We start from the raw sequence: 25600 nt of genomic DNA, 5'->3' as shown, positions 1-25600 counted from the left end.
CTTATCATCAAACGAGTACATAGATTATTTTTCGACTGTTTAAAGTTTTAACTTTTGGCTATGGTAAAGCCCATCACTTCATCGATACTTTTAGCACCTGTTAAAACCATCAGAAGCCTGTCAACGCCTAGAGCAATACCGCTACACTCTGGTAATTCATCGCAAGCCGCCAACAAACGCTCATCAATGGGCATGATAGGCAGTCCCCGCTTTGCTCGGTCGATATTATCCTGCTCAAAACGAGCTTGCAATGCCTGCCTATCTGCCAGCTCATCATAGGCATTGGCTATCTCAATACCATTGATATATAGCTCAAAACGGCGGGCAACTTTATTACCATCTTTATCTGTTTCAATTTTGGCAAGTGCGGCAGTAGCAGGTGGGTAGTCAATAATGAGTGTGGGCATCTCATGCCCCAAATTTGGCTCTACCAAATGGCTAAACAGCATATCAAGCCAGCCTTGATGATCATCGCCTAAATCCAAACCGCCTAGCCCATTATCTGACGCAATGCCAGCGAGCACGTCACAGCTTGCAGATAACGGATGGATACCAACATAATCTAAAAATGCTTGCGAATAGCTGTAATGCGTCATTATTTGAGGGTGCCCATACAACACCGCCATTAAATCAGCCAACTCATGACTCAAGTCATTTAAGGTAAACCCAGGGCGATACCACTCAAGCATTGTAAATTCAGAGTTATGACGGCTACCCACTTCATTATCCCGAAAAACAGGGCATATCTGATAGAGTGCCACTTGCCAACTTGCCAGCATTCTCTTCATAGCAAACTCGGGAGACGTATGTAAATAATAGGTTTTTCGCTGATCTTGCACGGTTACATTAGCGGTTATCGAGGGTACAAACACATCGGTATTACCCGATTGAGACATAAGGGGTGTTTGCACTTCCAGCACGTCACGCTGAGCGAAAAACTCACGAATCTTAGCCAACATGTCGGCTCGTTTGTGCGCCATATCCAAAGACATACTGGGATGATAATTAATGGATTGCATAATAGTTGGTTTAGGAGACATGATTCACTCTTAAAAGGTAGTATAAAATAACGAAAGGATAATTAGAGCATGTCTTAAAGAGGGGTTTGGATGTTAGGGCACAGTTTTTGGCTTATAGATCATTGCAGTATCGCTATAATCGGCACATTTTAAGACTGCTAATAGGAATCAAACGTAAACAGTAGCTCGTTTATCAGAGAAAGCACCTTATGCAAGGTTACCACCGTGTTAAGGTATCAATGCTTTAATTAACACACTTAGGCTTGCTTTTGCCGAGGGACGAGGCACGGTCATAGCTTTGCAAGAACGACTACACTTGCCTTGCATATTTCTCCCCTTTTTAATAGCCCCGATATTAAGGCTCATCTTTTGTTTTTTATCTTTTGGTTTTTGTTTCAATGTAAGTTTTACTGGTAAATCGAGCGCATCCATTAATAAAAGATTGCTTTATTAATATATACGCTATGAGTTATCGAACTGCCATTCACGGCGTAGCGCATAGTTTTTGCGTAAAGAATCAAAAGCAGAACTGGTAACTTTTTGTCGCTTGCTGTCTACGGCTTGTCGAAGCAGGGCATCATCCGCTTGAATGTCATAAAACTCCGATAAACGCTCAGGGTTATTTTTTAATGACTCCCATGAATAAGGGTTGTCTGGCAATAACTGATCCATTAGAGGTTCAGTTTGACCGTCTATGCTTTGAGTTTGTAAACCCTGCCCCTCTAGGCCAAATACCTTCACAAAGGCATCGAATATCATTTGGGTGCCACGCAGCTTGCCTTCCAGTGTATAGCCTGCAATATGCGGGGTCGCTATTAAGAGGCGCTCAAGCAAGTGTGTAGAGACCGTTGGCTCATATTCAAAGACATCTAAAACCACATCCCTTTTATGGGTCATTAAGTCTGCTAATAGTGCTGACTCACTAATCACTGCCCCACGTGCTGTATTTATCAATAAGGTGTTCACGGGCATCTTTGCGAAAGCGGAGCTGCCCATTAAATGATAGGTAGGATATGCACTGCTGTCTGGGGCTGTTAAAGGAACATGCAGGCTAATTGCCTGACTTTGAGTGAGCACCTCATCAAAGCTTGCATTGTTGATATCGGAATGTGGCAAAAAAGGGTCGTAACCCAATACTTGCCAGCCTAAATCCTGAGCATACTTTGCCAGTGTAGATCCAATATTTCCTAAGCCAATGATGCCCAGTTTGATGGGCTCAGCAGGATGGGCAGAGTGGCCATACAAGTGTGAACACGATTGCCAATAACTAGGGCGCAAGGTTAATGCGGCGGTTAGTACATACTGCGCTACTGAGTGCTTGCTACAGCCTGCGGCATTTTTGAAGACGACATGACGCTTTGCTAAATAATCTTGATCTACATGATCCGTACCAATCGTGGCAGAACCCACAAACGTTACACTCTGATTGATATCAAGTAGTGAGGCATCCACCTTGGTTACTGAACGAATAAGCAGCGCGTGGGGCTGATGTTTTTCGATAACGCTACTGGTAATGTCTCGCCCTGCCATTGCGATCACTTTTACAGGATGATTTAAAACGGAAGCGTTAAAATAATCGTGTAAATGGGCGATGTTGCTATCGGCAATAATGGTAAGGGTCAATGTTAATCCTTATTCAAATGAGTGATGCAATCGACAGTCTACTTGTTTTTATCATGGCTGGCGTCACTAAGCTTAGAATCACCTATAGGCGAGTCAGCAAAGGGATATTTGCTAAAAGTAACCACATCCGGAGACATCTCAAACGACATAGGTCTATCCGCAGGCCTCCATTGATGCTCATCTAACTGAGCATAACAAGGCGCAAATATGATATTACGATGCTGATTAATCCACTCGCGCCAAACAGCTAATGCAATGGCCAATACGACAGGCCCAATAAATAAGCCAACAAAACCAAAAGCCGTTAATCCGCCAAGCACACCGATAAAAATGATGATAAACGGGATCTTAGTTGCTCCCGAGATAACGATTGGGCGAATAAGATTATCAACCCAACTAATGACCAATGTGCCCCATAGTGCCAATCCAATTGCTTCTGTCGCATGACCTTGAGTAAATAGGTAAATAACTACCCCACCCCAAGCAAATGGCGTACCAAAAGGTATGAGCGCAATCGCAAAGGTTAAAATGGTTAACAGTATCGGGCTGGGGGCGCCTGCAAAGAAATACCCGATGCCAGCAAGAAAAGCTTGGGCCAATGCAGTCAAGCCAATGCCATACACAACCGCTTGCGTCGTACCACCAACCGAATCAATATAGCCGTCTATACGATTGCCAATAATATTGCGCAGGGCTTGACGGATTTGCTTCATGAGGCTAATACCATCACGGTAAAAAAAGAATAGCGTCATAAACGCCATACCTGTTTTGGCCAAGCTACTTAACATAGCATCAAGAGCCACTTTGCCGTAGTACAGGTGCGACTGTAGCCACATCTTAAAAGCATTCAGCGACGCTTCTGGATTTTTATTTATCTCCCACAAGATATCTTTTACTTGTTGTCCAATAACGGGTAGATTTTTAATCTCTTCAGGTAAATCGACATAACCGACCTTAAGTCGATAGAGCAGATTACCGTATAAGCTTAGGGCTTCTTGCTGCAATACAAACAGCCCCATAACGACGGGTACACCGATAATTAAAGATATGGTTACTGTCATAATGCTTGCACTAATATTAGGGCTAAGCTCTACCTTTTTATGGAAAAAATTATATAGAGGAAAGGTCACATAAGCTATGATAGCGGCCCACAAAGCAGGAACAATAAAAAATTGTACAATACGAAAAGATAATATAAACAAGATTACCAATAAGGTAGCTGTTAATACTCGCTGAGTCACAAGTTCTCGGGTCCAGTTTTCAATCATTGCAAGGCTTACCAAAATAGCAGAAGTTGTCGAATAGTTATAGCGCCCCTATTATGCGACATTCAGACTTGAAAGAATAATGATAACTTGTAACTTTTGCTTACAATATTACTTCAACCCTATTCTCAGGTACGAAATAATTAAAAAACTGCCAAAGACATCGTTCAAATCATAGCCAATATGTTGGAATATGGACTAGATAACTCGTATAGTCGCCTCACTTATAACTCGCTAAGGTATTAAAAAGCTGACCCTCCAGAGTCAGCTTTTAACGGATATAAAATGGCTACCTATCATAAACTTTCTATCAGATTTGCAATTCGCCGACATCAGCTACCGTTAAGAAAAGCTCACGTACCTGCTTTAGTAATGCCAAGCGGTTGGCTTTTAGTTTCTCGTTATCACTATTTACCATAACGTTATCAAAAAATGCAGTCAAAGGCGCTTCGAGCTTTGTTAACGATTGCAAAATCTCATTGTATTTAGCATTGGCTTGTAATGGTGCTACTTCTTTTTGCGCCTCACTCACAGCAGCATATAAACTTTTCTCTGCCTCCTCATTCAATAGGTCTATATCTACTTTCTGGCCTACTGCCCCTTCAGATTTGGCTAAGATATTGGCCACACGTTTGTTAATCTCTGCCAACGTTGCCGCTTGTGCAAGCTCACGAAAAACAGTTACTGCACGAATACGATGATCAAAATCAAGTGGCATATGGGGGTTGATGGCTTGAACCGCTTGAATGGTATCAACGCTTACCCCTTTTTCAGTATACATGGCACGATAGCGTGAGTTGATAAAGTCCATCACGTTGGTAAAGGTATCGCCCATTTTTGGTAGTTTACCGTCATAATTTTTAATGGCTTGTTCAACCAGTGCAATTAAGTTAATAGGCAGTTCTTTTTCAATTAAAATACGTAGCACCCCAATGGCACTGCGGCGCAAACTAAAGGGATCTTTAGAACCTGTTGGGGCTTGATCAATGCCAAATATACCCACCAAAGTATCTAAGCGATCTGCTAAGGCAAGGCATATACCTATTGGTGTTATTGGCAATTTATCACCACTAAACTTAGGTAGATATTGCTCTTCAAGAGCCGCTGATACTGCTTCTGGCTCACCATTTAAACGTGCATAATAGGTACCTGCAATACCTTGCAGTTCAGGAAACTCGCCCACTAAAGTACTCGCAAGGTCGGCTTTAGACAGCACTGCCGCACGGGTGGTTTGCGCCACATCTATATCAGTATAACCTTCAAGCTTTAACTCTTTAAGGGTTGACGCAATGAACGCTGCTAATTTAGCTATACGTTCAGACTTCTGCCAAATGGTACCGAGCTGATCTTGGAATACCCGATTTTTAAGACTTTCAGTCAGGGTAAATAAGGGGTGTTTTTGATCTTGCAAAAAGAAGAATTCAGCATCAGCAAGGCGCGGACGCACCACTTTTTCGTTGCCATTAATCACTTGGCTTGGGTCTTTTGACTCAATATTACTGATAAAGATAAAGTATGGCTGCAATTTGCCATCACTATCCGTTAAGCAAAAATACTTCTGATCCGCTTGCATGGTTTTAATGAGAGCTTCTTGTGGCACTTGTAAAAAGCGCTCTTCAAAACTGGCGCGCAGGGCAACAGGCCAATCAACCAATGCAGTTACTTCATCGAGTAAATCTTGCGGCATAATGGGCTTTGCGTTTACCTCATCTGCTAGCGTTTTTACCCTCTCAATAATCAGCTGCTGACGACGGTCAAAATCTGCAATCACTTTAGCACTCTGTAAAATACTCTCGTATTCTTTAGCATGAGCAATTTTATGCACCTCTGGCGAATGAAAACGATGCCCTAACGTCGTATTTCCGGCATTTAGCCCTTGTATCGTTGCCTCAAGCACCTTATCGTCTTGCATAAATATCAGCCACTTAACCGGGCGGACGAACTCTTCTCTAGTCGCACCAGAACGCATACGCTTGGCAATAGGTAGTTGATCAAGTGCTGTTTGAAATATATGGGGCAGTAACTCTGTGGTTGCTTGACCAGTGATGGTTAAGTCATAGCCGATATAATCGCCCTTGTCTGTTTTGATGGTCGTCAGTTCGCTGACATCAATGCCTAATCCTCTAGCGAAACCTTCTGCAGCTCGAGTGGGGTTGCCCTCTGCATCATAAGCGGCCTTTACCGCAGGCCCTCTTTTTTGTTCACTGCGATCAGGCTGCTTATCAGCAATACCTTCAATTTGGATAGCCAAACGACGGGGGGCGGCAAACGCTTTTAAGCGATCAAAACTGATATCAGCCTCTTTAAGCTGACTCTCAACGCTGGATTTAAGCGAATCCCGTAGTGGCTTTAAGCTCTTTGGTGGCAGCTCTTCACTACCAAGTTCAAATAAAATTGTGCTCATGAGGCTCTCTATCTATGATTAATTTTTATAATTTTAGTGTTGTTTATTCCGTATTCGAAAAGCACTGGTATGCAGCTTGCGGTACACCGAGCAGTGACAGTTTAAAACGTCACTAATATCGCCGTGAAGTTCATATTCAATGCCACTACGCAAACAGCCGCCTTTATGCATCATCAATTATCTTACTTTTTATTGCTCCTGCTATTGCTCCTGCGCTATATTAATCTTAGCGTTAATCGAGTATCAGAATAAACTTATTTAGTTTGGGTAATTAGGGTCTGTTGAACATTCAAATATTAGGACTGCTGATAGCTAAAATTGTTCCAAACTAGGTGTAAACCGACGATAATGTCTAGACCTTAGCTAGGTTTATAACAACGTTTGGGGCAATTTTAGCATCAGCCCTGTGGGGCAAGGCTATTTTTTGTCAATATATTGCGAAATTTTCTAACTTAGAATGACTAAGCGTCAAAAATCTCCCTGCATATTGCCTAAAAAATCGCCTCCGCCAGTTCCACATTTGAATGTTCAACAGACCCTAAGCTTAGTACTGAAACATAGTATATTACTCAATAAAACCTAGTATATTACTGAAGCTTAGTGTTTAAACATAGCCGTAAACAATAGGTTTTAAACACCGTTAACACAGATTATTACTCTTAGGAATTAACACTTAATGTGCTGATATTTCGGCTTTAAACCTTATGCTCAACGGTTTCATCTTTTGGTAAATACTTTTTCAGCGCCGCTTCACTATGCGCTTTGTCCGCTAATGGGAAACCTAGCTTCGCACGAGCTTCCACATACCCCTGTGCTACCTTACGTGCCAATGTACGCACCCGTAAAATAAAGCGTTGGCGTTCAGTCACTGAGATGGCACCGCGGGCATCAAGTAAGTTAAAGGTATGTGACGCTTTTAAGACCATCTCATAGGCAGGCAGTGGTAATCCAGCCACTACTAGCTTATCCGCCTGTTGCTCATAGAAGTCAAATAACTCAAACATTTTTGGCACATCAGCATACTCAAAGTTGTAAGTAGATTGTTCAACTTCGTTTTGATGGAAGACATCGCCATAAGTGACTTTACCAAATTGTCCATCTGTCCAGACTAAGTCATAGACACTATCAACACCTTGAATATACATTGCCAAACGTTCAAGACCATAGGTAATTTCGCCCGTTATAGGAAAACATTCCATACCACCTACTTGCTGGAAATAAGTAAACTGGGTAACTTCCATACCATTTAGCCAAACTTCCCAACCCAAGCCCCAAGCACCAAGCGTTGGCGACTCCCAGTTATCCTCTACAAAACGTACATCATGCGTTAGGGTGTCAATGCCAATGGCTTTTAGCGAATCAATATACAACTCTTGAATATTAGGCGGGTTTGGTTTCATGACAACTTGAAACTGATAATAATGTTGCAACCGGTTTGGGTTATCACCATAACGACCATCTGTTGGGCGACGTGACGGTTGTACATAAGCAGCGTTCCATACCTCAGGTCCTAACGAGCGTAAAAACGTTGCTGTGTGAAACGTACCCGCGCCCACTTCCATATCGTAGGGTTGCAGTACCACACACCCTTTATCGGCCCAGAAAGCTTGCAAGGTTAAGATGAGTTCTTGAAATGTCATAGTATTGCCACTGTTAAATTAGAATTGTTGTTAAACTTAATTAGAAAAAATATTGTCAAACTTATGCTCTTAAATACAGCCCAAGTCATATAGTCGAAGGTTGGTTTTGGTAAAGAAGTTAAGCAAAACGCAGATGAAAAGGCAACCGATAGCAGATTTCATCTTATGTATCTTGAATTTTATTTATCAAAGCACTTATCAAATAATTAACCTATAGTCCGCTTCACACTTCGAATTTTAGCCCATATTTATCTAGATTATGACTGACGAACTAAGCATTTTAACTTAGTACGCACACCTTACTAAAAAATGGCACTTTTATCTATATTTTAAGCGTTATATCTCGATAAGCAGGCAAAAAAATACCTAGATGGCAACCCATCTAGGCAGGAGGAAAGCGGTTTAAAGATTAGCTTTTTTGTTATTATAATCGTTATTATAATTCAAATAATGGCTAAATCTTACAGCTTACGATAAAAGGACAATAGGGCATTGTCTATAATATTACTGTATTAATATAATATACTAAATATAGTTGCTAACACGGCTACTGGTAAGATGCTTGGCTGGCATTAGGCATCACTATCCAAAGCAGCAAGTAAATAAAAATTCCTGGTACGGCAGCGCTTGCTGTTGATATGATAACGAATAGAAGTCGGGTAATATTTGGCGACCATCCAAAATATTCAGCAATGCCACCCATAACGCCTGCAACCATACGATGATTACGTGAGCGATGTAATTTAGTTAACCTTTGCATTTTACCTCCATTACTCGCAGTATAATTATTTATCTTATCTTGAAATTAAAAATCTCTTTCAAAGTTTTTCGGGGTAATTTTATAAAGGATGATTATCTAAACTGTACTGGTCTAAATATACTTTATTTGACTCATTAACCACTTAATTTGATATATTTATTATATATAAATTAGCCAACAATGATGTTTAAACTTAACACTGAATTTGTAACATTATTTACTTTTACTCTTGCAGAAGCTTAGTAATTGTTATTAATATCTAGTTAGTAGATAAGGATGCAACTTATGCTTAAATCAGATGTCATACGCTCAGGAATTATGATTGGTCACTTTGAACCTCTACACTTAGGGCATATGCGTAGCATCTTGTTTGCGTCTGATTTGGTTGACACCTTACATATTGTTATCACATCACATCCAGATCCTAACCCTCGTTTTCCCGTAACACTCGAAGACAAAGCTCGCTGGCTACAGATGGCGTGCCGTGATCTCCCTTTCATTAAAATACACACCTGCTCTGACTTTTTATTCCCTGTGCATGACAGTGTTGAAGACATTACTTTGAATATTGACGCCTACACTGCCAAGATTGGCTATATTCAAGACAAACTTAATATATCAGAGCATAATGCCCTATTTGTTACTGAGGGTCATCCAATGGCCACAGAAGCCGTCAAAACGGCACTCAATATTGAGGTAATGACCACACCTAGACATGATGAATTCGATAGTATCGCCATTCATTACGACCCAATTGCAAATTGGGACAGCATTCATCCAGAAGCAAGAGGCGAATATACTCGAACCGTGGCAATTGTAGGTGGTGAAAGCTCTGGAAAGACCACTTTAGCGCACAAAATTGCTAATTATTATGGGACAAATTTAGCGCTTGAGATGGGTCGGCTATACGTAGGTACAGACCTTGGTGGCTCAGAGGTTGGTTTACAATATAGCGATTACGCCCCTATAGCATTAGACCACGCTCACGCTGTACGCGAGGTAGTGTACAAAGCTATCTCACCCGTTACCATTGTTGATACTGATTTTGTGACCACACAAGCGTTCTGTGAAGAATACGAAGGTCGCTCACACCCTTTTGTTACCGCCTGTATTGATGAATTCCGTTTTGACCATACACTATTTTTAGACAACAACACACCTTGGGTTGATGATGGCATGCGCTCATTAGGTTCTCAGGAGGCACGTGAGCGTTTTGAGACCAGACTAAAAGATATTTATGCACGTCATAACATTAAGACTCATCATATTAATAGCCCAGAATTTTCGGAACGCTACCGACAAGCCATTGCCTATATCGATGCACAAATTTTCAATAAATAATGTTTCATGAGACGGCTTTTCAGTATACTACTGGTTAATAATAAATACTTTAATTACGTACTTTAATTACGTACTTTAATTATGAGCTGACACCTTGTGTTCATAATTCATTGTTACTATTAACAGTAAATTTCTCACCTCGTTATCGACTGATGTATAGACCTCGAACCACAATATAACGATTCAACTATGACCATTACAGTGACAAATTAGGGACTCACATGCGTATCAGACTTTTGGACAATCTTACCGGTAAATGGTCAATGCAATGGGTTGTGACGTGGTTTATATTTGGGGTTGTTGCCTTAACAACGGGCTTTTGGCTAACCACTGAACATACTAGCCTTGATGTGTTTTATCTGATTGTGTCATTGATTGGCTTGGTGTGCGTAGTATCATTATCATTTCGCAAAAATGTTATGGGGAATGGGCTGGGTTTAGCGGCCACATCAGGAGAAATAGTTGTGCAGGCGACTGCTGGTGCGGTTGGGCTAATGCTTGCACCCCTATTTAACTTTTTTACTCACCTGTATGGTATCGTCTATTGGTCGAAGAATACCGATCCTGATGGCAATATGGTACCCAAATCTGCCTCGAAATTAGTATGGGTAATAACTATCGCTTTTATTATAATTGGTTTAGCTATTTTTCCTACGGTTAACGCATGGCTCAGTGAAAAAGGCTATGCTGTGGTTAACAATGATGGCAGTCAGTTTTTGGGCTTGATTGACTTTTATTGGATTAACGTTTTAGCATTTGTGCTCTCTATTACTGCTCAAGCTACCATGATTTTGCGCTACTCTTTCAGCTGGTGGATTTGGATTGCGGTTAACTTTGTTTGGCTTATCGTAAATCTTATGACCGGCAATTATATTTTTGCTATTCAAACTATGGTTTATCAGATTAATGCCTTTATTGGCCTGTATGAGTGGTATCGTAGCGAGCTTGATTCAAAACTAATCAACGCATAATTTGCTATCAGTTCTAAGAATCCCCTGCGGTTGAGTGGCAAACATGTATTTACAAGACTTACCCCTATTGCCATAATTATTCTTACCTATAGAGAATAGATCCAACTCACATTTTTAATAAGGACGTTAAAATGACAAAATTCATTACCAGTAAACGCTCACTTGAGCAATGGCTTGCAGAGTATGCGGTTAGCCATCAAAATCCTATTAACAAGAAAATCCACTGGCTTTGTGTCCCTACCATTTTTGTGAGTATCGTGGGTATGAGCATGTCGCTATCAGTTTGGTTTACTATTGTATTAACCATGTTGGTGTGTCTGTTTTATCTAAGGCTGTCTGCCCCTTTATTTATTGCAATGGGTATATTTACTTTAATGTGTTTATCAGCAATCGCTCTATTGCCTTTTGGATTTAAAGCATGGGCAACGGTATTTGTAGTGGCTTGGATTGGACAATTCATTGGGCACAAGATTGAAGGTAAAAAACCATCATTCTTAGAAGACTTACAGTTTTTACTCATAGGTCCAGCTTGGGTTGCCAATACGCTAATGGGGCGAAAAATTCAGCCTGCAAGCTAATGCCTACCGCTATTGACCGATTCTATTACCTTATAATTTCTATTACCTTATAATAAGGTTAAATAGTGAATGAATCGTTGTTAAAGTAAGGCTGAAATGGTGTGGGTTGTTTATAACTAAAATACAACCAAAATGTTTCATTCTGTAACTTTCCAATACTAAAAACTTACTTAATCTTTGTTAAACTATACAATATTATATATAAGCTCTGCTTAATGAGTAATCAATGAGCAGTGACACAGCGCATACCATTTCTTTAAATAAGATCCTGAGGAAATAGGAATACAAGTCCCCCCCTTATTGATAAGTTTTACCAATGATAAGTCTTACGAGCTTGACAAGTGTCGGTTATTTTTAGAGCTGGTAATGAGTCTATATCTTTAGTAAATCTTTATTGAATAATGGTGTGTAGCAAAAAATCCGCTTAAAAATGTACGACTCTAATAACATCTTATATTGTTCAAATTTGACCGCTAGAGGTCTCACAAAAAGGAGAACTAACTGTGAATTTATTAAAAAGCACACTAACTATTGCCGCACTGGCTGGTTTAAGCACATTCAGCGTATTAGGTCAGGCAGCTACCTATGAGATTGACCCTCATCATGCTCATGCACGTTTTTCTGTTGATCATTTTGGCACCTCTACCAACGCTGGTGGCTTTTATGGTTTATCAGGTATAGTTGAATACGCCCCTGAAGCCAAAAAAGGCTTTGTGGGTATTACGATTCCTATTGGAAGCTTGGATACCGGCATTAAAGCTTTTGACAATCACTTAAAATCGCCTGACTTTTTTAATGTAGAAAAATACCCCACTGCTTATTTTAAGTCAACAGAATGGCAGTTTGATGGCGATAAAGTAACCGCTGTAAAAGGCGACTTAACCTTACTTGACCAGACACATCCCATTACCCTAACTGCCACTAAGTTTAATTGCTACGATAGCCCAATATTGAAAACTCAAGCTTGTGGTGGCGACTTTGAAACCACTATTGACAGAACGAAGTGGGGTATTGATACCTTTACTGATGGTGGTATGATGAAAGATGTTAAGTTAAACATTCAAATCGAAGCAAGTTTGAAGAAGTAATCCCCTTACTTTCTTTTACCCTTACTTTCTTTTGATAGATATTTGAATTAAAGTTCTATATCAATAAAGCGCCAATGATTCAGTCAATGGCGCTTTTTGGTGTTAATAATGGCTAAAAATTAGAACGTGCCACCTATCCAGTCATGGAAATACAATAGGGCGACAATAATAAGTCCCCATGAGGCAAGCGTGTGTACAACAATCTGAATGGGGAGGGCTAACCAACGTTTAAGACCATCAAAAGGCGATGACTTATAGAAGATGAGTGCACTAAAAAATATGCCTGCAGGAAATAAGATGCCCCAAATGACGCTATCCAGCTTGGAAGTATCGTACTCATTGCGCACATTGAGCCAGTCTATCGTCAATATGACGACCAATTGAATGATAAAAATATAAAGTAGCTTTAGGAAGGGAGACTGCTGAGCCAGCCGTTTAAAAATACTCATAACGTCCCTGTTAGTGAAATATACCTTGCTTAAAATTTAAGGTCTTTTTAATAGAGAGATTGAAATAGAAAATCTGGACTGATTGCTTCTGATTAACTGCTTAAAGCTTTGATTAACTCAAAACGGGGTACTTGTTTGCCCTCTACTTCCACAGTTTCGGTAAACATTTCAAGTGGACGTACCCAGACACCGTATTCACCATAGAGACAGCGATAGACGACTAACGCTTCTTCGGTTTCAGAATGATGTGCGTTATGCAAAACCTGATAAAGATTGCCTTTGTAATGGCGGTAAATACCTTGGGGAACCTGTTGCACAGGGTCTGTTTTATATTTGCTCATAACGTTTCAGCTTATTTTCTAGTTTCGTTTTTGCTTGTGGCCACTCATTAATCGTCATGCTATAAACGACAGAGTCTGTAATAGTGCCATCTTGACGCATGCGATCACCACGAATCACGCCGTCTTGTTTAGCGCCTAATCTCTCTATCGCTCGTTGTGATTGAGTATTTATGATATCTGTACGCCAACCTACCGTCAGATATTCTAGCGTCTCAAAAGCATGTGTCATTAACATCAGCTTACATGAGGTATTAATATGACTGCGCCAATACGATTTAGCATACCATGTGTATCCAATCTCTAACCGTTTCATCATTGGCATAATATTATAAAAGCTGGTCGACCCAATCGCTTTACCTGTGGTCTCATCAATAACGGCAAACGCGATCCTATCTTCCATATTATGAGCTTTGTTAATATAGTCAGATATGGTTTCTGGACTTGGTACAGAGGTATACACCGTTTCCCAGAGCTTTCCATCTTGGCAGGCTTTGGCTAAGTCATTTGCATGACTTTGAGTGAGTGGTTCAAGGGTTATGCCATTGTAAGACAGCGTTATCGGCTTTAGCATGGTGGTTCCTAATCGAAAACGATATAATCTGTCATTTTAATATAACCCATTAAACCGTTTAACTAAACCACTGTCACTTTAGCAAACGCTTTTTTACCCGCTTGAATCACTACCGTCTGACCTGAGGTTAAGCTAAAGCCCGCGTTCACTTCTTCACCATCCACTTTAACCGCATGACGCTTTAGCATATCTTTTGCTGCGGCATTATTCTTAGCAAGGTCTGCTTGGTTTAAAATTTGCGTAATGAATAAGGCCTCTTGACCCTCTGGCAACTCAAGTGTCACCTCTGGCAAATCTACTGGCAACTCACCATCCGCCAACACATTTCCCGCTGATTTATGTGCATTAGCTGCTGCTTCTGCATCATGAAAGCGCTCGATAAGCTCTTCAGCTAAAATACGTTTAATCTCTTGCGGATTACGCCCATTTTCAATCTCTGCCAATAGTGCTTCGACCTCATTCATGGGTTTAAAGCTTAAAAACTCATAATAGCGGCGGATAAGCGTATCTGGCATCGATAGAATTTTTTGATACATTGTGCCTGGTGCATCATAGATTGCCACATAGTTGCCCAGTGACTTTGACATTTTATTAACGCCATCTAATCCTTCTAAGATAGGCACAGTGATACACACTTGCGACTCTTGACCGTAACGAGACTGCAACGTACGCCCCATTAATAGGTTAAAAGTTTGGTCAGTTCCGCCAAGCTCTACATCCGCCTTTAATGCGACCGAATCATAGCCCTGCACTAACGGATACAAAAACTCATGAATAGAGATGGGTGTTTGCGCCGCATAGCGTTTTGAGAAATCATCACGCTCTAGCATACGGGATACGGTTTGCTGACTAGCAAGCGCAATCATATCGCCAGCACTCATGTCATTAAACCACTCAGAGTTAAATACCACTTTGGTTTTGTCTTTATCTAGAATTTTAAACACTTGCTCGGCATACGTTTTGGCATTTTCTTTAATTTGTTCATCGGTTAATGGCGGGCGGGTGGTGTTTTTACCCGTTGGATCGCCAATTTTGGCAGTGTAATCGCCGATTAAGAAATAAATCTCATGCCCTAAGTCTTGAAAATGCTTGAGTTTATTAATCAGCACTGTATGACCCAAGTGTAAATCAGGTGCCGTCGGATCAAAACCAGCTTTGATTTTTAACGGACGATTTAGCTTAAGTTTAGCAATCAAGTCTTCTTCGGATAGAATCTCATGCGTGCCTCGCTGAATAATGGCAAGCTGCTCTTCTACTGATAAGTTGTTGCTTGATTCTGGTAGTGCTTGGGTCATGGCTGCCTCTAATTCTAGTAAGATAAATGATTATGACTCAGTATAAACAATAAAAACTGTAAGAATTTTTAGATTATACTACTTTGAGGCTCATTTCGTCTCAACCCATAATCGCACTTTAATTAATTCCTTATTTTTATAGTGTAACCGGTTAAGATATTATCTATTATAGTTGCACAAGATTTCGCAATAGCGAAGCGTTAAACCAAAACGGCCCATATCTTTCCCCATACTCTTTTTAAGTTAATTACAGGTTTCATCATGGCGACCACACCGCTCAATAAAGACAATAACAATAAAAATAATGATCTCAACACAACGAACAACATGGATGACAAGAACACCTTTGCCGGTGTTATATCAGAAACTTTGTTTGATAGTTTTGATGAGGGATTTTACATTGGCATGATGTCTGGCACTAGTCTAGACGGACTTGATGCCGTCATTTGCCAGTTCAGTAACTGTTTTGATACCAGCGAGCCAACTCACTGTCCCAATAGGATTATTGCAACCCACAGTAAGGGATTCCCTCCAAGTTTGCGCCGAGTCCTCCTCGCTTTGTGCCAGCCAAATAGTACCAGTCGTTTGGCTGAAATAAGCACCCAAATAGTCAAAGACTACCCAACTCTAGAAAAACTGCCTGAAAGTGAGCTTGAATGGTTTGGTTGGGCAAGCCGAGAATATGCTGAATTTGCCAGCACTGTGGTCAATGAGCTATTAGAGAAATCGGGCTTAGATGAAACGTCTATTTTAGCACTTGGTTGCCACGGACAAACCGTACGCCATCGCCCCAACTTAGGGTTTAGTTTGCAATTGGTTGACCCTAATGTGATCGCCGAACGTACCGGTATTAGCGTGGTCTCTGATTTCCGCCGTCGAGATATGGCAGTAGGGGGACAAGGGGCACCACTTGCCCCTGCATTCCATTTGTCTCAATTTGGTACTATCTATAATCGTGAACATTGTAACCGCATTGTGGTTAATTTAGGCGGCATCTCTAACATTACTGTCATGCCTGCTGGGCAAACTGATAACGTCATCGGTTACGATACTGGGCCTGCCAATATGTTGCTTGATGCTTGGTATCAGACCCATGTCGACTCTGCCACCTTAACGCAAGATGACTCAGCGGATGACAATGCAAACGACCCAACCAACGACTCTTTATACGATAAAGATGGCGCGTGGGCAAAAGCAGGGCAAGTCCATCATCCGTTATTACAGAAGCTGCTAACACACCCCTACTTTGCTCAGCCCACACCCAAAAGTACTGGCCGTGAAGACTTCCATTTAGCATGGTTGAATGAACAGATTGCCGAAATAAGCGACAAGCTTGGGGCTAATATCGCTCTTGAAGATGTGCAAGCCACGTTAACAGCGTTTACGGTACAAACCCTTAGCGATGCGATTCAAGCTGAATCAGAGCGTCTTAATATGCACAGTGGCGACAAGGGTTGTGAGCTCATTGTTTGTGGCGGCGGGGCTTATAACACCAACCTACTTACGCAATTGGCACAGGCATTACCAAATTGGGAGGTAAAAACCAGCGCTGACTATGGCATTGCCCCCACTTGGGTTGAGGCCATGGCATTTGCTTGGCTAGCCCGCCAGACTATTATGGGTCAAACAGGCAATCTGCCCGCAGTCACTGGTGCTAGTAAGCCTGTGGTATTAGGTCAGGTGTGTTTTGCTTAGATGCGCCAAACCAAAACGATAAAGTTGATTCTATACTTTACAAAATAGTGCCTTTGAACATTGATAGTAGCCATAGATGAGGGCACAAAGCCACATTTAGCCCTTAACTAGATAACATTAAATTCCACACCGAAGGGTAATACCTTAGGATTGAATAGATTAGAATTGAATACCTTAGGATTGAATAAATTATTATGCTAATAACGCTTTGCCGAGGGACGAGGCGCGGACATAATCAGGTAAGAGATACTCCTCATGCCTCGCGTATTTCTTACTCTTAAAGAATCCCCGATATTGAGGCTAGTCTTTTGGTTTTTATCTTTAGGGTTAGAAATGAATATACGCAAAAGACTAGGCTTTGTTATTGCTCAAGCTAAGAGGCTAGTGTTAAGCAAACGTCAAAACTCAACTGTAAAACTCCTAACCCAACGACTGCACCCACTGCACTATCTGATTACTTGGCAGTGCGCCAGACTGACGGGCAATCTCTTTGCCACCTTTAAATGCCACCATTGTAGGCAGGCTTCTGATACCATAAGGGGCAGCGGTTTGCTCATATTTATCCGTTTGTAGTTTAGCAAACACCACCTGAGGCAGTTGCTTTGCGGCTTGCTCAAACTGTGGTGACATCATTAAACACGGCTGGCACCAACTTGCCCAAAAGTCGACGATGGTTAATACGTCATTCTTTTGAATGGTCTTGTGTGCAGTTGCGTTTGTCAGCTCTCTTGGGGCACCTGTAAGCAGGGCGTGCTGACACTTGCCACATTTTGGCGATTCGCTGATACGCTCAGCAGGAATGCGATTCGTTGCAACACAATGGGGACAAACCAAATGCAGTGCTTCTGTTGTAGCGTGCGTCATACGCCCTCCTTTTTTCTAAAGTTCCAATGTAATCTACATAATTTAGCTTATTATACCTCTGAATATATCATGTGTAGATAATGTTATTATTAAGATTAGTTAAAGACGTCATAAGTGTTATAACGTGTCAAGTTGTATAACGTTTAAGTGAGTTGCTATAGCCAGCGCCAACTGCGCCTGATTCATCAGCTCTTGCCTTAAGTACGTCTTAACCTACTATCTACTACACTATCTATCTACCTAACTAACTATCTAACTATCTAACTATCTAACTAAGCTAAGCCCCCAACCAAAGTGGGCAATAATGAGAAACTTCGGTATGATAAACCCGTTGCCAAGACAAAACACATGGCATGATTTACTTATTGCATTAGGGCGTGTCGTCATTTAGATTATAAGTATAAAAATAAGATAGATTATCACCTAATACGAATAATTTCGAAGAAAAAGCAGTCATTAAATAGAATCATATTAGCGAGACTTCAGACACTGTTTGACGTGGGTATAATCATTTTTAGGGCGTGTCCTCATTTTGAAAATGGAGATAAAAATAAGTTAAATCGCAGTCAGACAAGGAAAATAATAGGTAAATATCGAGATATTCCCCCGTTATTTGACGTGGTATGACAAGATTTAGCTATTTTTAACCCATTTAAATGCAATTGTACGAATTGAGGATACGCCCTAGCCCCTAAAATGTCAGTTCTTGAAAATGAAGACCGACTCTAATGATAGTATCAAACCATTATGACATTGCCATAAGGCACCCACTGCGAATATTTTAGTCTTACAAGGGAATGAGCACAGTCACAGTTTTCAATTGTGCCGACTATAGTACCTACACGACGTAACTGAGAGGCCATGGTGACTAACAAGCACGCGACGCTCGTACAAAAGTGGATGACATTGCTCGGGCCAAAGTGGCTAACGCAATACTCAACCAGTACGCTGCCTTCCGACATGGTGGCCGGAATCGTGGTCGGTGTGTTAGTCATTCCGCAAAGCTTAGGCTATGCAGTATTGGCTGGATTACCGCCCGTTTATGGGCTTTACGCCTCTATTGCGCCCGTACTGGTTTATGCTTGGGTGGGCTCAAGTAATGTGCAGGCCGTTGGTGCGGTTGCCATCACTGCTATTATGACCGCCAGTAGCCTGCATGGTATCGCTGAGGAAGGCAGTACTGAATATGTGATGCTTGCAGGTCTTCTTGCCCTCATGGTCGGTATTTTGCTGTGGCTGGCTGGTAAATTAAAGCTTGGCTGGATTATGCAGTTTATTAGCCGCGGCGTCTCGTCAGGCTTTGTCAGCGGTGCTGCTGTGCTGATATTTGTCAGCCAACTTAAATATATTACTGGCATACCCGTGCAAGGGAACACCCTGCCAAGTTATCTTGAATCTATTGTCAATCAGATTGAAAGTTTGCATCTTCCTACCCTAATATTGGGCGGAATCACCTTTAGCTTATTTTTATTAAATCGTTATGGTAGTGCAATACTCTGGAAGTCTTGGCTTCCAGATTCAAAAGCCAAATGGGCGGGGCGGCTTTTTCCTTTAGTGATAGTCATCATTGCTATTATTATTAGTCAGATTAGCAATTGGTCAGCGTTGGGTATTCGTATTATGGGCGTGATTCCAAGTGGGCTGCCTAAGCTATCAATACCTGAGTTTGAGTCTTTTTCACAGATAGTCTCACTACTGCCGACAGCGGGGCTGATGGCGCTTATCGCCTTTGTTTCCAGTAGCTCAGTTGCCAGTACTTATGCACGTTTACGTGGCGAGAAATTTGATGCGAATGAGGAGTTAAAAGGATTAGGACTTGCCAATATAGCGGGTGGATTTAGTCAAAGCTTTCCCGTCGCAGGTGGATTCTCACGTACGGCCATTAATGTCGACTCTGGAGCAAAAACCCCACTGGCCAGCCTCATTACGGTTGGCGTTATGGTTGCTGCTCTCCTAGTGCTTGGCAGTATCATTGCGCCTCTACCCTATGCACTGCTGGGTGCCATGATCATGGCCTCCATCATCAACCTTATTGATGTTAATACCTTTAAAATGGCGTTGAAAACCGATCATTTAGATGCGATTAGCTTTGGTGCTACCTTTATTGGGGTATTAATTTTTGGCTTAAATACAGGGTTAGTAATTGGTATTATCGCCTCATTTGTTGGTCTTATTTGGCAATCTAGTCATCCACACATTGCGGTGGTTGGGCGCCTGCATAACACCGAGCATTTTCGTAATATCAATCGCCATAATGTCATTACTTATGACAACCTACTTATTATGCGGGTGGACGAAAGCTTGTTTTTTGGCAACAGCCAAGCCGTTTATAACCAGATTTATGCGGGACTTGATAAGTACCCAAAGGCAAAGGACTTGGTGCTGATTATGTCTGCAGTCAATCATATTGACCTCACGGCGCAAGAGATGCTTATTACCTTAAATAAAGAGCTGGTGGCGCAACACAAACGTCTGCACTACAGCTTTGTGAAGGGCCCCGTCATGGATATTCTGCAAGAGACGCCCGTTATTTCTGAACTGTCAGGACGTGTGTTTTTAAGCACGGTCGAAGCCATTACTTTATTAACGGATGATGACCCTGTTAATGATGTTGCGCCCAAAATCCAAACAGAAGAAGCACATTAAAATAACCCCTTAATACAACATTATGAACACCACACAATCGGTATACATATATTCTTAATTGGGCAATAGATAATGAAACAAAAATGTTAGTATATAATTCTTATTGACACCTATAAAGCCGTATAAACCATGACTGAATCAATTACCATTTATAAGCAAATATACCCTTCGCAATGTACAAAGCTGTGCGAGCTTGGTTATCGCTCTCTTATTAACATTCGCCCCGATGGCGAGGTAGCAAACCAACCTAAAAGTAACACTCTAAATGAGGCAGCGCATCAGGCAAAGTTGCAATATGCTTATCTGCCTTATGACTGTGAGCGCTTAAGCTTAGATACGATTAAAAAGTTTGCTGAATATTATCATCAGCTTCCAAAGCCTATTATGCTTTTTTGCGGTACAGGCAATCGAGCTAAACTGCTCTATCAAAGTGCAATGATGCAAGGTTTACTGTAGATTTCATCATAAATTTATTTATTGAATGTTTAATTAAAGCATCCCCATTTACTCAATCAAAATAAGGATTCACTATGTCGCATCAGGTTAGTTTTGCCGGTCAAATGACCCCAGAACAAGTTCAAGATATTGCTGCTAAAGGCTTTAAAACCATCATTAATAACCGTCCAGACGGTGAAGCACCCGACCAACCTAAAAGTAGCGAAATCGAAGCCGCTGCCAAACAAGCAGGGCTTGCTTATAAAGAAATTTCATTTGCCGGCAATGCATTGACCCAGCAACATGTAGAAACATTTGCTGATTACTTTAATCAAGCTGAGCAGCCAATTTTGATGTTTTGCCGCACGGGTAACCGCTCGAACGGTCTATATGAAGCGGCCAAACAAATGGACCTATTAGACGATTGAATCATCTGATCTATTAAAGGCTGACTAAGGCGTATCCTTATTCAAAGTAATTGACAGTTTTATGGATTAAAAATAGTTAAATCCCCGCTAAACTTTGTTTGATTTCTAGCAAATATGTCTTATATTTGTTCGAAACCACCCATGTTTGACGATACTCTATCTCATTTTTACTCTCATACTCTAGGGTCTATTGAACCGTCAAACATGTCAGTGGCAATGAGTATTTTTTGAATGTTCAACCGCCCTTAAATGAGGAATACCCTAAAACAAATATGCCTTAAAATAAAAAAGGAGCTGTTATGTCAAGTCTTCTAAACAACCCATTTAAAACACTGCTTATTAACGTAGCCGTTGGTCTAATGACATTAAGTACCAGCCAAATTGCAGCCGCCATAACCAGTAAAAACGTCACTTATTCTGTTGAAAATAACACCTATGAGGGATATTACGCCAAGGCGGATACCCCAAATGCACCTTTTATCCTGCTCATTCATGATTGGGACGGTTTAACCGATTATGAGCGTAAGCGTGCCGACATGTTAGCTACCGAAGGGTATAACGTATTGGCAGCAGATCTTTATGGACAAGGCATTCGACCTACTGAATTAGAAGATAAAAAACGGCTCACTGGGGAGTTATATAATGACCGCAATAAAATGCGCCATTTGCTTGCAGGTGCTTTAAATGCGGGTCAAGCGGAAGGTAATAATGTACGTGAAGGGGTAACCATGGGATACTGCTTTGGTGGCAGTGCCGCACTTGAGCTTGCAAGGTCAGGTTTCCCCCAAAAAGCCTTTGTACCGTTTCATGGTGACCTTGCGACACCTGCCCATCAAAATTATGACAATACCAAAGGCGAGATTTTAGTTTTTCATGGAACCGCCGATCAAGTTGTGCCCTTTGAGGACTTTACCACGCTTGGTAAAACACTTGAGGTCGCGAATGTACCTCATGAAATGATTACCTATAGCGGGGCTAAACATGCGTTTACAGACTTTGAGGCGCAGTCTTACGACGAACGTGCCGATAAACGCTCATGGCAGCGTTATTTAGAGTTTTTAGATAATTTATATGAGTAAACGCCCTTCTGACCATACCTAAGCGACTACAGGTTAATTGGCATAACCCTCACAAACCTCAAGCAACTGCGCCCGTCCAAAATTTGGATGGGCGTTTGCCGCTATCACCATCTCAATAATCACGCTAGGCAACTTTGGCAACGTAAACGGCAACGGATTGTTGGCGCCTGTTAATATCGACATCCCCCTCACACTACTTTTAGCTACCACGGTTATTCCCTGTCCTGCCAACACCAAGCTGCGGATAGCACCCACACTGTTACTACTGCACACCACTTGACTGCTGACATTAAGCTGGCTTAACCCTTGCACCGCAGCATGGTGAAAATGGCAACTTTTCTCAAACAAAACCAATGGCACACTCCCTAAAGCTCTATACGCCTCTGCCAGTTTATCGCTGTCCCCATTAAATGCCCACACCCCGTCACTTTTTTCTAAATACTGCCCCGCTACCTTTGCGGCCGAACGAGAAACAATCGCCGCATCAATCGTACCCGCCACCAACATGTCTTGTAAGTTAGTCGAGTTGTTACAATGAATTTGAATGGGCATGTTGGGCACAATGGCTTGTATTGAGGCCACAATTTTAGGCAATATCAACTCGGCATAATCGTCAGGACATCCTAATTGCAACGGGCGCATAATTTGCTGACTTTCTTTCATTTGGCGTATCATATCATCATGAAGACTAATAATATGACGGGCGTATCCCAGCAAAAACTTGCCATCTTCGGTTAATTCAAGCGCTCTACCTGCCTTTATAAATAATGTCTTGCCTGTCTGCTCCGCCAGTTTTTGCATTTTTTGGCTGACCGCACTTTGGCTACGATGCACCTGCTTTGCCGCTTGCGAATAACTACCCGTTTCCACCACCGCAATAAAACAGCGTAGCGCTTCTATATCCATAATTTTTCAACTTCTTAGACCGACTTTGTTAAATGACTTATAGTCATAGGCAACTAAATGAGATACAAGGCAACCGAACGCAAGTACTACTCTAGTAGGCTTAGTGAGGTTAACGCTGTAGCTCTTTAGTTTGCCTACGACTATAGTCCTACTTTAGCACAGCCAAACCCCTAATATTTACTATCCTGTTCCTCGAATATCTGATAGGTACTATCAGAGTTTTGCGTTTGTTCAATGACGACAACTGCGACATACTAAAATCCTTAGCCAAGTTAACTAATCACTTTAATTTTGTAGCACATCCAGCTTTACGCTCATATCTTGGCTAAACCCCTCTTACCTTTATAGCTCAGTTGCCTGTATAACTCAGTGCTCTAAAAAGGCTAAAAAGGGATATCCATCACATAAGGAAAATCGTTATGAACACACCGCTACTTATCATCGGTAATAAAAACTACTCCTCTTGGTCACTACGAGCATGGCTATTGCTTAAAGGGTTTGAGATTAACTTCAACGAACAGCTTATTCAGTTGTTTGATGCCTCTGCCACCCCAACACTCGCTAAATACTCATCCACGGGTAAAGTGCCTGTATTGGTTACTAATCGAGACACAGAGAATCCTAATGCTTACCAACACCTCGCCATGACTGACAGCCTAGCCATCGGTTTATTTGCCAATGATTATCTTACTGACTTAGATATTTGGTCTGGTAAAAACAAATCCTCTCTGAGTAACGAAGATATAACGTTACAAAAACAGCGTGTCTTTTGCCAAAGTATCGTTGCTGAGATGCACTCAAGCTTTATGGGTGTTCGTAATGAGATGCCAATGAACATTCGGGCAACGGCTAAAATTAATCCAAGTGATACTTGTTTGGCTGACCTTAATCGCATCGAAGATATCTTTGCGCACTGTTTGGGTAGCGACGCTTATAAGAACAGTCAAAATAACTATTTGTTTGGCGACTTCACCATTGCCGATGCGTTTTATGCACCTGTTATTTTTCGCTTACAGAGCTATGTTGAACATTCAGGCTTTACTCTAAGACCAACCACTCATCAATATATAGACGTTATGCTGAACAATCCATATATGAGGCAGTGGCGTGAGGCAGCTTTACAAGAAACACGAAAGATTGATCAAGATGAGGCAGGGGATATTTTGGCTGTGGAGGGAGTATTGGGGGGTTAGTTGGTTAAATAAACCTCCTTAACTTTGGCTTGCAGGGGTGGTTTTTTAATATAATGTCAATTCAATGGTTTGGTTTTGAGTGATAGGAAATCTAATAGGCTGACGGAAAATCGCACGTTTAGCAGAATCTAATACAAAATAGTGTATCGGGTTGGTATTCAGTCGAAGCTCGCATGCCATGACATAGTACTCTCCGGGTGGCATATAAAGTATGGAGACGTCATCAATCCCGAATAGCGCTAACCCCTCAGCAGGTGGACCACTTGGAATAGCTTTTTCATATAGACCAACAAAGGTAATAGAATGCTGACTTTGGGCGTGAAGTTTAATTCGTAACTTGGCGTTTATTGTTTGATTATAAAATAGTGCTGACTGTCTTTTATTGGAATCAATTATCTTCAAATTGGCTAAACAGTGAGTATTAGGCTTTCGACTATTTTGTGGATTATAGCGAATCACGGTTTGATAATTATTTGAATAAAATGACTCTACAAACTTTTGTAGGGAATGAATGTTGCGTTTATAAGTTCGTGGGGAGAGTCCAGTGCATTGTTTAAAGGTGTGAGAAAAACTACTGGTACTGGTATATCCTGCCTCATTTAATGCATGCGTTACCGAGTTTTGTTTGAGTATAGACTTTATACTTATCTCAATTTTTTTGGACGCTAAATACTCTCGAACAGACAACTGCATGTAAGACTTAAACAATTGACTAAACTGCGAAGGGCTGTAATGAAACCGTTGTGCTAAGGTATGTGCGTCTGGAAAGGCACCTTCATAGTGATAAAAATCATCGATATACTCACATACTTTATCAACTTCAAGTCTATTCACGATGACTGCCTATCAATAACCAAATTTATAGTCTGTTGCTGTTAAGAGTAACACTTAATATATTATATAATTAACAATCTTGATAGCCTAACTCATTAATATAACCTGCTGATGACTGCTCCTCGTTATGATAAAGCGATACAGTTATAAAGCGACACCGTGTTCACATATACAA

24 protein-coding genes are annotated in these 25600 nt (G+C 41.2%); 10 read left to right on the top strand and 14 right to left on the bottom strand.

Annotated features, from left to right (window positions below):
- Positions 1 to 47: 47 nt before the first annotated feature.
- The 7 genes from epmA to AC2SLL_RS03830 all read right to left on the bottom strand — a co-directional run bounded on the left by epmA (position 48) and on the right by AC2SLL_RS03830 (position 8711).
- Positions 48 to 1040 carry an EF-P lysine aminoacylase EpmA gene (gene epmA / locus AC2SLL_RS03860; RefSeq protein WP_486530356.1) on the bottom strand — a complete coding sequence of 331 codons (993 nt, stop codon included), beginning with the start codon at positions 1038 to 1040 and terminating at the stop codon, positions 48 to 50.
- 207 nt (positions 1041 to 1247) lie between these two features.
- On the bottom strand, positions 1248 to 1451 hold the full coding sequence (locus AC2SLL_RS03855) for a hypothetical protein (RefSeq protein ID WP_486530355.1): 204 nt from the start codon (positions 1449 to 1451) through the stop codon (positions 1248 to 1250).
- A gap of 30 nt (positions 1452 to 1481) precedes the next feature.
- A complete protein-coding gene (locus AC2SLL_RS03850) occupies positions 1482 to 2642 on the bottom strand; it encodes a 4-phosphoerythronate dehydrogenase (RefSeq protein ID WP_486530354.1) in 1161 nt (386 codons plus the stop codon).
- A 38-nt stretch (positions 2643 to 2680) separates the two neighbouring features.
- Complete coding sequence (locus AC2SLL_RS03845; RefSeq protein ID WP_486530353.1) at positions 2681 to 3910, bottom strand: AI-2E family transporter; 1230 nt, start codon at positions 3908 to 3910, stop codon at positions 2681 to 2683.
- A 307-nt stretch (positions 3911 to 4217) separates the two neighbouring features.
- The gene (gene glyS, locus AC2SLL_RS03840) at positions 4218 to 6311 is read right to left on the bottom strand and encodes a glycine--tRNA ligase subunit beta (protein WP_486530352.1); all 2094 of its coding nucleotides are present in this window, start codon (positions 6309 to 6311) and stop codon (positions 4218 to 4220) included.
- Between the two features lie 695 nt (positions 6312 to 7006).
- Complete coding sequence (glyQ, locus tag AC2SLL_RS03835; protein ID WP_486530351.1) at positions 7007 to 7951, bottom strand: glycine--tRNA ligase subunit alpha; 945 nt, start codon at positions 7949 to 7951, stop codon at positions 7007 to 7009.
- Between the two features lie 547 nt (positions 7952 to 8498).
- Complete coding sequence (locus AC2SLL_RS03830; RefSeq protein WP_486530350.1) at positions 8499 to 8711, bottom strand: PspC domain-containing protein; 213 nt, start codon at positions 8709 to 8711, stop codon at positions 8499 to 8501.
- 285 nt (positions 8712 to 8996) lie between these two features.
- Here AC2SLL_RS03830 and nadR point away from each other — a divergent pair, with 285 nt between their 5' ends.
- The 4 genes from nadR (at position 8997) to AC2SLL_RS03810 (ending at position 12689) form a co-directional block, all read left to right on the top strand.
- A complete protein-coding gene (gene nadR / locus AC2SLL_RS03825) occupies positions 8997 to 10052 on the top strand; it encodes a multifunctional transcriptional regulator/nicotinamide-nucleotide adenylyltransferase/ribosylnicotinamide kinase NadR (RefSeq protein ID WP_486530349.1) in 1056 nt (351 codons plus the stop codon).
- A 221-nt stretch (positions 10053 to 10273) separates the two neighbouring features.
- On the top strand, positions 10274 to 11023 hold the full coding sequence (gene pnuC, locus AC2SLL_RS03820) for a nicotinamide riboside transporter PnuC (protein ID WP_486530348.1): 750 nt from the start codon (positions 10274 to 10276) through the stop codon (positions 11021 to 11023).
- A 131-nt stretch (positions 11024 to 11154) separates the two neighbouring features.
- Entirely contained in the window at positions 11155 to 11601 is a 447-nt protein-coding gene (locus AC2SLL_RS03815; protein WP_486530347.1) for an Mpo1 family 2-hydroxy fatty acid dioxygenase, read from the top strand.
- Positions 11602 to 12104: 503 nt separating this feature from the next.
- Entirely contained in the window at positions 12105 to 12689 is a 585-nt protein-coding gene (locus tag AC2SLL_RS03810) for a YceI family protein (protein ID WP_486530346.1), read from the top strand.
- Positions 12690 to 12808: 119 nt separating this feature from the next.
- Here AC2SLL_RS03810 and AC2SLL_RS03805 read toward each other — a convergent pair whose 3' ends face one another.
- From AC2SLL_RS03805 to tyrS, 4 genes are all read right to left on the bottom strand, one after another.
- Positions 12809 to 13138, bottom strand: a complete 330-nt coding sequence (locus AC2SLL_RS03805) for a hypothetical protein (RefSeq protein WP_486530345.1) — start codon at positions 13136 to 13138, stop codon at positions 12809 to 12811.
- Between the two features lie 92 nt (positions 13139 to 13230).
- Positions 13231 to 13479, bottom strand: coding sequence for a DUF1653 domain-containing protein (locus AC2SLL_RS03800; RefSeq protein ID WP_486530344.1), 249 nt, complete (start codon positions 13477 to 13479; stop codon positions 13231 to 13233).
- Positions 13466 to 14050: a GNAT family N-acetyltransferase gene (locus AC2SLL_RS03795; RefSeq protein ID WP_486530343.1), complete on the bottom strand. Its 585-nt coding sequence runs from the start codon at positions 14048 to 14050 to the stop codon at positions 13466 to 13468. The genes AC2SLL_RS03800 and AC2SLL_RS03795 overlap by 14 nt, the downstream gene beginning before the upstream one ends.
- A gap of 62 nt (positions 14051 to 14112) precedes the next feature.
- Entirely contained in the window at positions 14113 to 15345 is a 1233-nt protein-coding gene (tyrS, locus tag AC2SLL_RS03790; protein ID WP_486530342.1) for a tyrosine--tRNA ligase, read from the bottom strand.
- Positions 15346 to 15606: 261 nt separating this feature from the next.
- Between tyrS and AC2SLL_RS03785 the strand changes: the two genes are divergently transcribed.
- Entirely contained in the window at positions 15607 to 17040 is a 1434-nt protein-coding gene (locus AC2SLL_RS03785; protein WP_486530341.1) for an anhydro-N-acetylmuramic acid kinase, read from the top strand.
- A gap of 420 nt (positions 17041 to 17460) precedes the next feature.
- Here the strand turns inward: AC2SLL_RS03785 and trxC are convergent, their stop codons facing one another.
- Positions 17461 to 17904, bottom strand: coding sequence for a thioredoxin TrxC (trxC, locus tag AC2SLL_RS03780; RefSeq protein ID WP_486530340.1), 444 nt, complete (start codon positions 17902 to 17904; stop codon positions 17461 to 17463).
- Positions 17905 to 18804: 900 nt separating this feature from the next.
- On the opposite strand from trxC, the gene AC2SLL_RS03775 reads away from it, so the two are divergent.
- The 4 genes from AC2SLL_RS03775 to AC2SLL_RS03760 all read left to right on the top strand — a co-directional run bounded on the left by AC2SLL_RS03775 (position 18805) and on the right by AC2SLL_RS03760 (position 22492).
- On the top strand, positions 18805 to 20550 hold the full coding sequence (locus AC2SLL_RS03775; protein ID WP_486530427.1) for a SulP family inorganic anion transporter: 1746 nt from the start codon (positions 18805 to 18807) through the stop codon (positions 20548 to 20550).
- A gap of 129 nt (positions 20551 to 20679) precedes the next feature.
- Positions 20680 to 21006, top strand: a complete 327-nt coding sequence (locus AC2SLL_RS03770; protein WP_486530339.1) for a protein tyrosine phosphatase family protein — start codon at positions 20680 to 20682, stop codon at positions 21004 to 21006.
- A gap of 74 nt (positions 21007 to 21080) precedes the next feature.
- A complete protein-coding gene (locus AC2SLL_RS03765) occupies positions 21081 to 21413 on the top strand; it encodes a protein tyrosine phosphatase family protein (protein ID WP_486530338.1) in 333 nt (110 codons plus the stop codon).
- A 299-nt stretch (positions 21414 to 21712) separates the two neighbouring features.
- Complete coding sequence (locus tag AC2SLL_RS03760) at positions 21713 to 22492, top strand: dienelactone hydrolase family protein (protein WP_486530337.1); 780 nt, start codon at positions 21713 to 21715, stop codon at positions 22490 to 22492.
- Between the two features lie 33 nt (positions 22493 to 22525).
- Here AC2SLL_RS03760 and AC2SLL_RS03755 read toward each other — a convergent pair whose 3' ends face one another.
- Positions 22526 to 23398 (bottom strand): LysR family transcriptional regulator, encoded by an 873-nt coding sequence (locus AC2SLL_RS03755; RefSeq protein ID WP_486530336.1) that lies wholly within the window; start codon positions 23396 to 23398, stop codon positions 22526 to 22528.
- Positions 23399 to 23817: 419 nt separating this feature from the next.
- Between AC2SLL_RS03755 and AC2SLL_RS03750 the strand changes: the two genes are divergently transcribed.
- Positions 23818 to 24591 (top strand): glutathione S-transferase, encoded by a 774-nt coding sequence (locus AC2SLL_RS03750; RefSeq protein ID WP_486530335.1) that lies wholly within the window; start codon positions 23818 to 23820, stop codon positions 24589 to 24591.
- Positions 24592 to 24636: 45 nt separating this feature from the next.
- Here the strand turns inward: AC2SLL_RS03750 and AC2SLL_RS03745 are convergent, their stop codons facing one another.
- Positions 24637 to 25425, bottom strand: coding sequence for a helix-turn-helix domain-containing protein (locus AC2SLL_RS03745; protein ID WP_486530334.1), 789 nt, complete (start codon positions 25423 to 25425; stop codon positions 24637 to 24639).
- Between the last annotated feature and the right edge of the window lie 175 nt (positions 25426 to 25600).

It is taken from the genome of Psychrobacter sp. CX97 (assembly GCF_057396285.1).
Note: the sequence above shows the minus strand (reverse complement) of the source record. Positions and strands in the feature narration are given on the sequence as shown.